This is a genomic window from Marivita sp. (genome assembly GCF_020055635.1).
Taxonomy (GTDB): Bacteria; Pseudomonadota; Alphaproteobacteria; order Rhodobacterales; family Rhodobacteraceae; genus Marivita.
In genome coordinates this window covers 78,891-89,720 of sequence record NZ_JAIPUT010000007.1, presented here as the reverse complement: position 1 = coordinate 89,720, position 10,830 = coordinate 78,891, and the positions used below count along the sequence as shown (strand labels likewise).

Annotated in this window: 5 protein-coding genes; 4 read left to right on the top strand and 1 reads right to left on the bottom strand. The window is 63.7% G+C overall.

Translation table 11 applies throughout. The annotated features are described in order from the left end of the window. The first annotated feature begins 31 nt into the window (after window positions 1–31). The 4 genes from LCF60_RS05800 (at window position 32) to LCF60_RS05785 (ending at window position 3,502) form a co-directional block, all read left to right on the top strand. A complete protein-coding gene (locus LCF60_RS05800; RefSeq protein ID WP_292290338.1) occupies window positions 32–907 on the top strand; it encodes a DMT family transporter in 876 nt (291 codons plus the stop codon). 295 nt (window positions 908–1,202) lie between these two features. Then, window positions 1,203–1,910 carry an ABC transporter permease gene (locus LCF60_RS05795; RefSeq protein WP_292290337.1) on the top strand — a complete coding sequence of 236 codons (708 nt, stop codon included), beginning with the start codon at window positions 1,203–1,205 and terminating at the stop codon, window positions 1,908–1,910. 10 nt (window positions 1,911–1,920) lie between these two features. Next, on the top strand, window positions 1,921–2,658 hold the full coding sequence (locus LCF60_RS05790; RefSeq protein WP_292290336.1) for an ATP-binding cassette domain-containing protein: 738 nt from the start codon (window positions 1,921–1,923) through the stop codon (window positions 2,656–2,658). A gap of 43 nt (window positions 2,659–2,701) precedes the next feature. Continuing rightward, window positions 2,702–3,502: a substrate-binding domain-containing protein gene (locus tag LCF60_RS05785; RefSeq protein ID WP_292290334.1), complete on the top strand. Its 801-nt coding sequence runs from the start codon at window positions 2,702–2,704 to the stop codon at window positions 3,500–3,502. Window positions 3,503–3,639: 137 nt separating this feature from the next. On the opposite strand, the gene LCF60_RS05780 is transcribed toward LCF60_RS05785, so the two are convergent. Beyond that, window positions 3,640–10,779 (bottom strand): Hint domain-containing protein, encoded by a 7,140-nt coding sequence (locus LCF60_RS05780; RefSeq protein ID WP_292290333.1) that lies wholly within the window; start codon window positions 10,777–10,779, stop codon window positions 3,640–3,642. Window positions 10,780–10,830: the final 51 nt, after the last annotated feature.

The following is a 10,830-nucleotide window of genomic DNA, read 5'->3' as shown; positions in this document are numbered from 1 at the left end:
CATGGAGTCCTCGAAATCCCACGCGGGTGTCGTGACCGCAGACAATCTGCGGGGCGCGATCCTGTTGGCCCTTGCCGCCGTCCTGTTCACGCTCGAGGCGACACTGGTGCGGGCCACGGCGCCTGTGGCGAACGAGGCGCAGATCGTGTTTTTCCGCTCCGCCTCGCAGCTTGCGCTGTCGCTTGTCATCATCTGGCGGATCGGAGATTGGGGCCGCCTCGCGACATCACGGCCCGGGCTGCACATCATCCGGGGCCTGACCAGCCTGACGATGTGGTGGCTGTACTATACCAGTTTCCGGATGCTCGATCTGGCGCTTGCGACGACCTTGACCTTCACGACCTCGCTGTTCGTCGTCGCCCTGGCTGCGCCGCTTCTTGGCGAGCATGTGGGCCGGGTCCGCTGGGCCGCGACGATCATCGGGTTCGTCGGCATTGCCATTGCGGTCGGACCTGCCGCGGATGTCTCGGTCACCGGGGTCAGCATCGGTCTGGTTGCCGCCGCCGGCGGCGCGGCCATCGTCATCCTGAACCGCCTGCTGGGCCGGACCGAGAACACAATTACGATCATGACATGGATCGGTGTCGTCACCACCATCGGGTCCGCGCCGGCTGCATGGCTTCTCTGGGAGCCGCTGGCGCTTCGAGATGCGGCGCTGGTCTGTCTGACGGGTCTGCTGGGCGCGTTCGGCATGTTGCTGACAATCGAGGCCTATCGTGTTGGCGAGGCCAGTGCTCTGGCCCCTGTGCCCTATATCCGTTTCGTCGTTGCTGCGGTGGTGGGCATGGTCTTTTTCGGCGAAACGCCCGGTGTCGCACTCTTGCTTGGCGCGGCCCTCGTGGTCGGTGCGTCGATACTCGCAGTGCGTCACGAGATGCGCCAAGGGCTGACTGCGCCGCATCGGTGATGGGGTCTGCTTCCGGCGCGACGATCATCCGCTATCAGGGCGAGGTGGCGCGCAGCCCTCGACCGTCGTTTGATGTGTCCGAACAGCTTCCGGGCGCCGGTTCATTCAGGCGCATGCAGTTTGCATTTGTCACACGCCTCTCGGGAAATTTTGCATTTATTTGCATCGATTCTGCTTACAATTTCAGGTAGGCTTGGAATCTGATCCGTATTTACAGCGAAACCGGCCTTGAACTTCCATTATATAGCTGCATAGCTGTCGCGGCGATGGAAATTCATGCAGTCGGGGGGAAATTTTGCAAAGCATCGGGGATGCCTTAAGCCTTGCAGTCGCCCTTGTCCTGTCGGGGGACGCGGATTTGCTTGAGATTGTCTTGCTCTCACTCCGGGTGAGTCTGACGGCGACGGCGATTGCCTGCCTGATCGGGCTACCGGTCGGGGCGCTTGTTGCCATAGGGCGCTTTCGCGGGCGCAATGCCGTTCTGATCGTGATGAATGCGCTGATGGGGTTGCCGCCGGTCGTGGTGGGGCTGCTTGTCTACCTGCACCTGTCGCGTTCGGGGCCGCTGGGGTTTCTGGGGCTGCTCTACACGCCGACGGCGATGATCATTGCGCAGACGATCCTGATCGCTCCCATCGTTGCCGCCCTGTCGAGGCAAGTTCTCGAAGACCTGCATACAGAATACGCCGAGCAGTTCCGCTCGCTTTGCCTCACCCGGCTTCAGACCATACAGGCGCTCTTGTGGGACGCGCGATATTCGCTCCTGACCGTCGGGCTCGCGGGGTTCGGCCGCGCGGTGGCGGAGGTTGGCGCGGTGATCATCGTGGGCGGCAATATCGACCACCTGACGCGCGTGATGACCACGGCGATTGCGCTCGAGACGTCGAAAGGCGATCTGGCGCTGGCGCTGGCTCTGGGCCTCATCCTGCTGGTGATCGCGCTTGGCGTGAACGCGGCGGTCCAGTCGGTGCGGATGACAGCGGCGCGGCAAGCCTATGTCTGACGCGATGGCCATGACTGCCGCAACCGATGCGGTGGTGGCGCAGAGACCGCCGATCCTGCCGCTTGCGGTTCGGGATCTCGTGCTGCGTTTCGGCGAAATAACCGTGCTGGACGGAGTGTCTCTCGATCTCGGCGCGTCGGGCTGCACGATGATCATGGGGCCGAACGGGTCGGGCAAGAGCCTGCTCCTGAAGCTGCTTCACGGCCTCAAGCAGCCAACAGAGGGTCAGATTCTCTGGGGCGGCCATGCCGCGATGGAGGTTACCGCACGACAGGCCTTGGTATTCCAGAAACCGGTCCTTCTGCGCCGGTCCGTGGCGGCCAATATCGACTTTGTCCTCAAGGCGCGCGGCAAGGATCGCGCCCGGCGCGACGCGCTGCTCGACCATGTCGGACTCGCGCACAAGGCGGGCCAGCCCGCGCGGCTGCTGTCCGGCGGCGAGGCGCAGCGATTGGCGTTGGCACGGGCGCTTGCCACCGATCCCGAGGTCATGTTCCTTGACGAGCCGACCGCCAGCCTCGACCCGGCCTCGGTCCTCGCCATCGAGCGGATCGTGAGCGACGCGCGGGACAGGGGCGTGCGCATCATCTTCGTGACCCACGACATGGGGCAGGCGCGGCGCATGGCCGACGATGTCGTGTTCCTGCATCGCGGGCGCGTGGCCGAGCATAGCCCGGCGACCGAATTTTTCCCCGAGCCCCGCTGTGCCGCGGCCCGGGATTACCTGAACGGCAGGATCGTCGTCTGAGACATCAAGAAAGGGAGAAACCAACATGCATGCAAGACACCTTATGGCAACAACGGCCGCACTGATCATCGGAGGTGCCGCCTGGGCGCAGGATCAGTCGATCATCGTCCAATCGACCACCTCGACGGCCAACTCGGGCCTTTACGATTACCTCCTGCCGATTTTCCAGGAGGAAACCGGTATCCAGGTCAATGTCGTGGCGGTGGGCACAGGTCAGGCGATCAAGAACGCCGAGAACTGCGACGGCGACGTGCTGCTCGTGCATGCCAAGCCGTCGGAAGAGAATTTCGTTGCTGCGGGCTTTGGCACCGAACGCACGGACCTGATGTACAACGACTTCGTCATCGTCGGCCCCTCCGCCGATCCGGCGGGTGTGGGCGGTATGAACGATGTGCAGGGCGCTCTGGCGCAAATCGCCGAGGAAGGCGCGCTCTTCGCGTCACGTGGCGATGACAGCGGCACGCACAAGAAGGAAGTGGCGCTCTGGGGCGAAAGCGGCGTCGATCCCACCGAAGCCAGCGGCGACTGGTATCGCGAGACCGGTTCGGGCATGGGCGCGACGCTCAATGCGGGGATCGGCATGGGCGCCTATGTCATGACCGACCGGGCGACATGGATCAGTTTCGGCAACAAGCAGGATTACGAGATCGCCGTGCAGGGTGACGAGGACATGTTCAACCAATATGGCGTGATCCCGGTGAACCCGGCGAAATGCCCGTCCGTGAACGTGGATGCCGCGCAGACCTTCGCGGACTGGCTGGTGTCGGACGAAGGTCAAGACGCGATCGCGAATTACAAGGTGGCCGATCAGCAGTTGTTCTTCCCCAACGCGCCGGAAAACTGATGCAAGCCTCAGGGCGGAAGGGTGTCCTTCTGCCCTGACACATCACGCGTGAGCCATGGCAGAGCGTACTCTGTCCGGTTTTCTTTTTGTCGGAACTCCACCCTCATTCCGACCGGGTCCGGGCCGTCCGATTGCCGTCAAGGATGGCTTGCGGAAATCGACTCACGAAACTGCCGTGGCATGCCTTGGCTTTTCGACCGTGGGCATGGCGGCTGAAAGACAGGAACAGTGCGCGCGTGGACGCGGGGTTTCAAGCCGTGCAGATGCTCGGGCAGGTGTTGGAAGTGGGCAAAGCGACGGGCGTGCGGCCCATAGGCCGTCACGGCATGGGACGCGTGCAGGTCCGGGAAGAGATCGAAGATTTCCTCACGCAGCTCGCTCTCCATCGCGCCCAGGGCGAAGGGGCCCGGAAAGAAGCTTTCGGACGGGGCTCCATTGGCGAAGACGATCTGATGGTCGTCGAACAGGATGTGGACATAGATTACCTCGCGCCGACCGTGCATGACACGCGCTCCGCCGCCTCTCAGCTTTGCGAGATGAGCCGCCCGCACCAGCGTTTCCTCGCCATCGAGATCAAGCATCACACCATGCTGGGGGGACACGATCAGAGGCCCGTCGCTTCCGGTCAGGTCGGGTGACAGCAGGATCGGCCGCAGCTTGTATTGCGCGGTGAGGTCTGCCGGACCGATATGCCGCTGTCCGATCCAGCGCAGCACCTGGACGCCGTTGTCGCGGGTCACGATCCGGTCCCCGGCACGCAGGCTCTCGATCGGGCGGTCGCCCTGTTCGGTCAGGATGCGCGTCCCCGCCGTGAAACAGACCACACCCGTGTTTTCAAAGGTGAACGAGGACTTGTTCCCGGTCGCCCCCGCGAAGACGAGACCGCCGCTCCCGAAGCTCGTGTTGTCGGAATAATCGACTCCGCCCACGCCATCGTTCGACTGGTTCAGGATGCCGTCATCATTGAAGTCGGCGGTCAGTTCCCAGATGTCGTCATAAAAGGCGCCAAGGTCGATCCGGTCGTTATTCGTGGTGTCGCCATCGAGGAGCGTGCCGCTATTGCCGAAGTTGAAATCGCTGATCGTGTCGAGGCCGTCGCCGGAGGCATAGGCAAACGTATCGTCCCCGTCGCTGCCGATCAGCAGGTCATTGCCCAGCCCGCCGGTGAGCGTGTCATCGCCCGTCCAGCCGTCCAGCGTGTCGTCATCGCTCCCGCCTTCGAGCAGATCGTTGTCGCCGCCGCCAAAGAGCGTGTCACTGCCGTCTCCGCCCAGAAGCGTGTCGTTGCCGTCGCCTGCGCTCAGCTCGTCATTGCCCGCGCCGCCGTCAAGAGAGTCGGCAAACGCATCGTTGCCACCCAGCAGCGTGTCATTGCCCAGCCCGCCGAAAAGCGTGTCCGCGCCCTCTGCGCCGTCAAGGTAATCATTGCCGCCCTCACCGAACAGCTGGTCATTGCCCGTGCCGCCCTCGACACTGTCATCGTCCGCCCCGGCAAAGATCTGGTCGTCATCGGCCCCGCCAAGAAGCGTGTCATTGCCACCGTCCCCGATGATGGTGTCATTGCCCGCGTTGCCGGAGATCGAATCCGCACCAGCCAAGGCATCGTCGCCATCAAGGGCATCGGCCCCGGCTCCGCCTTCCAGCGTGTCATCGCCATCCTGTCCAAAGAGCGTGTCATTGCCGTCGCCGCCAAGCAGGCTGTCATTGCCGGTCGAGCCATAGACCAGATCGTCCCCCAGACCCGCGACAACCGTGTCATTGCCCGCCCCGGCATCTATGATGTCATCATTGGTGCCCGAAGCACTGTCCAGAGCATCGACCCGGTCGCCTTCTGGATCGCCGGTGTAACCGGTGTCGATCAGGTCCGCACTGGCCGTGCCCTCGACGATGAAATCGGGTTCCGGAATCCCGATGGCGGCAAGCTGGGCAGGGGTGGACAGCTGGGCTGGAGAGACGCCGAGCAGAGTGAGGCTTTCACCGCCCGGAAAGGTCAGGATCGCATCGCCGCTGCCGTCGCCATTGGTGTCGGTCACGACAACATCGCCGGTGTTGACAATGGCACCGCCCGCATCCGTCACGCCCGACACGTCAAGCTGGTCGATGGTCGTGCCATCGCCGCTGTCGGTCATGTTGAAACCCGACACCGTATTGCTTCCAGCGCCGTCGGCGAGCACGATGGTATCGGCTCCGCCGCCAAGGATCAGGTTCTCGATCTCAGAGAAGGTCAGAACGTCGGAACCGTCCGTCACGGTCCCGCTCTCGGGGTCCGGATTGCTCAGATCGACGATCAGGCTGTTGGTTGCGGCGCTCATGTCGAGCGTATCGCCGTTCACTTCCGCTGCTTCGCCACCGGTCACGGTGGTGGTCCCGGGGTTGTTGAGCAGCCTGATCAGATCATCGCCAGCGTCACCGGTAACCACGGCATTCGAGCCGAAGACATCGATCGTGTCGTTGCCGTCGCCCCCCGAAATGTCGATGCCGCCAATGAGGTAGTCATCACCAAGACCACCGACGATCGTGTCCGCATCGCTGCCTCCGGCAATCGTGTCGTTGCCGTCGCCGCCATCAAGGAAGTCGTCGCCGACATTGCCCCGGATCGAGTCGTTTCCGCCGCCCCCGAAGATCGTGTCGTTGCCTTCCTGACCCGAGAGGCTGTCATCGCCCTCTCCACCCAGGACCGAGTCGTCGCCCAGACCGGCGAAGACGGTGTCGTTTCCGTCGCCCGCCTCGATGACATCGTCGTCCGACCCATCCGCCGCATCCCCACCGTCAACGATGTCGCCTTCGGGGTCATCGGTATAGCCCGTGTTGATCAGGTCTGCGCCCGCGGTGCCTTCGACGATGAAATCGGGTTCCGGAATCCCGATGGCGGCAAGCTGGGCAGGAGTGGACAGCTGGGCTGGAGAGACACCGAGCAGAGTGAGGCTTTCGCCGCCCGGAAAGGTCAGGATCGCATCGCCGCTGCCGTCGCCATTGGTGTCGGTCACGACAACATCGCCGGTGTTGACGATTGCGCCGCCGGCATCCGTCACGCTGGTCACGTCAAGCTGGTCGGTCGTCGTCCCATCGCCGCTGTCGGTCATGTTGAAGCCGCTGACCGTATCGCTGCCGGAGCCATCCGCCAGCAAGATCGTATCGCGGCCGCCGCTCAGGATGATCGTCTCGATCTCCGAGAAGGTCGCTGTGGAGATGCCGTCGCTGACCGTGCCGGCCTCGGGGTCGGCATATGTCAGGTCGAGGGTGGTGCCGAGCGAGACACCACTCAGATCCAGCGTATCGCCGGTCGTCTCACCGGTTTCACCACCGATGATCGTGTCATTTCCGAAGCTGCCCCAGGTGTCGTCCAGATCGAACGTATCGTCGCCGCTGTCGCCGAACAGCTGGTCATTGCCTGAGTCGGCATAGATGTAGTCGTCGCCGTCGCCACCGATTGCGGTTCCGTCACCGCCTCCGTTGAACAGGCTGTCATCGCCTTCACCGCCATCGACAAGCTGATTGGTCCCGCCGCCCGCTTCCAACCGGTCGTTGCCGGCTTCGCCATAAAGGCTGTCGTTCCCATCGCGAGCAAACAGGCTGTCATTCCCATCGCCACCAAAAAGGGTATCGTCGCCGTGGCCGCCGAAGACCGTGTCAGCCCCGTCGCCGCCAAGAGCAAGGCCCGAGCCCGCAGTATTCAAGACCAGCGTATCGTCGCCGCCGAAACCCTTGAGTTCGGTCACGCCTGCATCACCGATCAGGACATCGTCAAACAGGTTCGATCCGTCGATCTGCTCGATCCCGATCAGCACGTCGCCCTGCGCGTCGCCGCCCAATTCGGCCAGCCCGTCGGTCAGATCGACGGTGACCCCGGTAGAGGAGGTGTAGTAGCTCGCGATATCCCACGTGCCCGCGCTGCCATCGAGAGTATCGGCGCCCGAACCGCCTTCCATGTTGGTGAAGCCGTCGCTGCTGTTGCCGACGAGGCTGTCATTGCCCGCATCGCCGTGCAGGTCGTTCGTTCCGTCGCCGCCGGTCAGCGTGTCGTTACCGTCGCCACCGCGCAGGGTGTCATCGCCCGCGCCGCCGTCGATGCTGTCATTGCCGGCACTGCCGATGACGCTGTCATTGCCGCCCGCCGCGTCGAAGGTGACGCCGTTGGGATCGGCCGTCGCATCCACGACGTCGGCCTCGTCGGTCAGGATGATCTGCTCGATCTCCGAGAAGGTGAGCGTGCTGGTGCCGTCGGTGATCGTCCCGGCCTCGTCGCCGGTATAGGTGACGGTGACGCCTTCGCCCATTGCGGACAGGTCGATCACGTCGGTATCGGTACCGCCCACATCCTCGCCACCGGTGACGGTGTCGTTGCCGATACCGTTCAGCACGACATAGGTGTCGCTGCCGGTGCCACCCGTGAACGTCTGGTTGGTGCCGCCGCGATCCTCGAAACGGTCGTCGCCCGCGTCGCCGTAATACTCGGCAGAGGCGGTCGCGCCACCGGTCCCGGACTGGATCGTATCATTACCGTCACCGCCGTAGAGCGTGGCGGCTTCGGGCCCGCCCGTGCCGTCGATCAGAAGGTCGTCGCCTTCCTCGCCATAGGCCAGGTCCAGCCCGAGGCCGACGTCGATGGTGTCGTTGCCCGTGCCTCCATAGATCGTGTCACTGGCATTGCCGGTGAGGATGCTGTCATTGCCGGCCCCACCATAGATCAGGTCGGCGCCGTTCCCGCCGTCGATGGTGTCGTCGCCGAACTGGCCATAGATAATGTCGTTGGCGTCGCCGCCGTCGATGCTGTCATTCAGCCCTTCGGCGCCGTAGTTGACCGTCTGGTTCGGCGCACCCTCGATCAGTTCGAGGTCAAAGCCGTTCTCGTCCCGCAGGACCCAGTTATGGTCTTCGAACGTGGCTTGGGAATAGGTTTCGCCGGGCTGGATCGTGCGATAGAACTGCAAGCCACCTGCGCCATTGATCCACCACAGCTCGATCGGGCCGTCGGCGCTGTTGGTGACCGTCAGGGTCGTCGCCGTGCCGCCGCCCGAGGCATGGTCGCCTATCGTGTAGACCTGACCATCGCCAAGGATGAAGTCATTGTTCGCGCCACCCGAGATGCTGTCGCCGCCCTGGCCACCGAAAATCTGGTCGACGTTGTCACCGCCGTCGATGGTGTCGTCGCCCGCACCGCCGTCGAGGGTGTCATTTCCTTGGCCGCCAAGGATGCTGTCCGCGCCCTCGCCGCTCCAGACGATGTCGTCATCGGCCCCGGCGTCGATCGTGTCGTCGCCCGTGCCGCCATAGATCGTGTCGGCGCCGCTATCACCGGCGACGCTGTCATCGCCGGAGCCTGCCACGACCTCGTCATTGCCGGTGCCCGCGATGATCGTGTCGTTGCCCGCGCCGCCCATCAGGTCGTCGGCGCCATCAAAGCCGAGGATCAGGTCGGCGTCACCGCCCGCCGCCTCTGCCGCCTCGTACATCTGCACGTTGTCGAGCGCGACGCCGATCGCATCATTTCCTCCGAGCCCGGCAAAGCTCAGCGTGTTCGACCCGTCGCCAGACCCACCTATCAGGTGAAATTCGTAGCTGGTCCAGCTGCCGTCGCTGGCGTCAATCGTGCCCACGGCATCGCCGTTCCAGATCACCTGGAGTTGCGCATCGGCAGTGGTGCCATCGCTGCCATTCGCGCTGTCGGCGGCGTCGAAGGTCAGGACGTAGACCTGCCCGTCGCTGACCCCGGCGACGGTCTGACTGATGACGTTGTGCTGACCGGTGGACGCTTCCATGTCCATCCAGTTCGCGCCATCTGTGGCGTTCAGACCGCCGCGCCCGTCATCGTGGTAGTCGATGCGAGTGCCGTTCTGGTCCGTCCAGCTTGGCGTGTTGCCGTCCCAATCGGCATAGCCGTAGCTGACCGAGGACATGCCCGTCGTATCCTCGAAGGATCCGTTGACGATCAGATTCGGCCCTGTGGCGACGAAATCATCCCCCGAGATGGTGTCGTTCTGCCAATTGCCATCGATGGTGTCGGCGCCCGCGCCGCCGAAGCCGACGTTGTTGCCGGTGCCAAGATAGATTTCGTCGTCGCCACCCTCGCCATGGACGGTGTCGTCACCGTCGCCGGACCAGATCGCATCGTTGCCATCGCCGGCGCGCACGCTGTCGGCGTCGCTTTCGCCGATGGCATCGCCATTGTCGATCCATTCGCCATCGGCATCGACATAGAACTGGCCGATCTCGTCGGCACTCGCAGTCCCGTCCACCACGCCATCCGGAGTCAACTCGACGACCTGCTCGATCTCGGTAAAGGATAGCGTGTCGCCCGAGTTGAACGTGACCGTCCCGCTTTCGGCGGTCGTGTAGGTGATGAAATCGACATTGGAAACATAGAGCGTATCGTTGTCGTCCCCGCCTTCGCCGCCGACGATCGTGTCTCCGGCATTGCCCCAGATCTGGTCGGCATCGTTGCCGCCGTCGATGCTGTCGGCGCCTTCGCCACCGGTCAGGATGTCATAGCCGGTGTTGCCCGTGATCGTGTCGCTGCCGAGGTCGCCTACAATACGATCCTGATCCGCGCCGCCCTGCAGGTCGTCGCCACCGTTGCCGCCATCGATCCAGTCGTCGCCGGTACCGCCCAATAGCGAGTCGCCGCCGCCGTAGCCGAAGATCAGGTCATTGCCCGCATGTCCCTCGATCGTGTCGGCAGCGGCGTCTTCCCAGCCGCCTTCCAGATTGTCATCGCCGTCGCCGCCATAGATCAGGTCAGCCCCGGCGCCGCCATAGAGGGAATCCGCGCCAGCCCCGCCATCGAGAGTGTCGTCGCCGGTTTCGCCGTACAACCGGTCGTCGCCATCATCGCCATGGAGGTTGTCATTGTCCGCGCCGCCATAGGCCAGGTCGTCACCCGCCTGACCGATCAGCCAGTCCTCGCCGCTATTGCCGTAAAACGTGTCGGCGCCATCACCGCCCCAGAAAAGGTCATCTCCGGCATTGCCGTCCAGCACGTCGTCGGCCGATGTGCCGTCGGCGGTATCATCGCCCTGCGTTCCAGAAATGGTGGTGAAATAGTCCAGTTGCGTTGTGCCGCCGAAATTGGCGTCGGTGCCGGTGACACCGGCCTCGCCCACGGTAAAGGTGGTCGCGCCGTCCGACATCGTGATGATCCCGGTGAACGCGTTGCTGTCGAGGGTGAAGCCAGCGCCGAGACCCGAAAAATCGAGCGTATGCCCTGACGCGGACTCGAAGATCCCGCTCCAGAATGCCGTCGAATTCCAGTTCGACGTGGTGACTGTGTATGTGGCCATCGTTACGCTTCCTCAACCGGGCTGCCAGTGAAACCTGGGAGTGGAGCGCGC

Coding starts and splice junctions, on each gene's coding strand:
- LCF60_RS05790 (WP_292290336.1), top strand. CDS start 1,921: ATGACTGCCGCAACCGATGCGGTGGTGGCGCAGAGACCGCCGATCCTG.
- LCF60_RS05785 (WP_292290334.1), top strand. CDS start 2,702: ATGGCAACAACGGCCGCACTGATCATCGGAGGTGCCGCCTGGGCGCAG.
- LCF60_RS05780 (WP_292290333.1), bottom strand. CDS start 10,779: ATGGCCACATACACAGTCACCACGTCGAACTGGAATTCGACGGCATTC.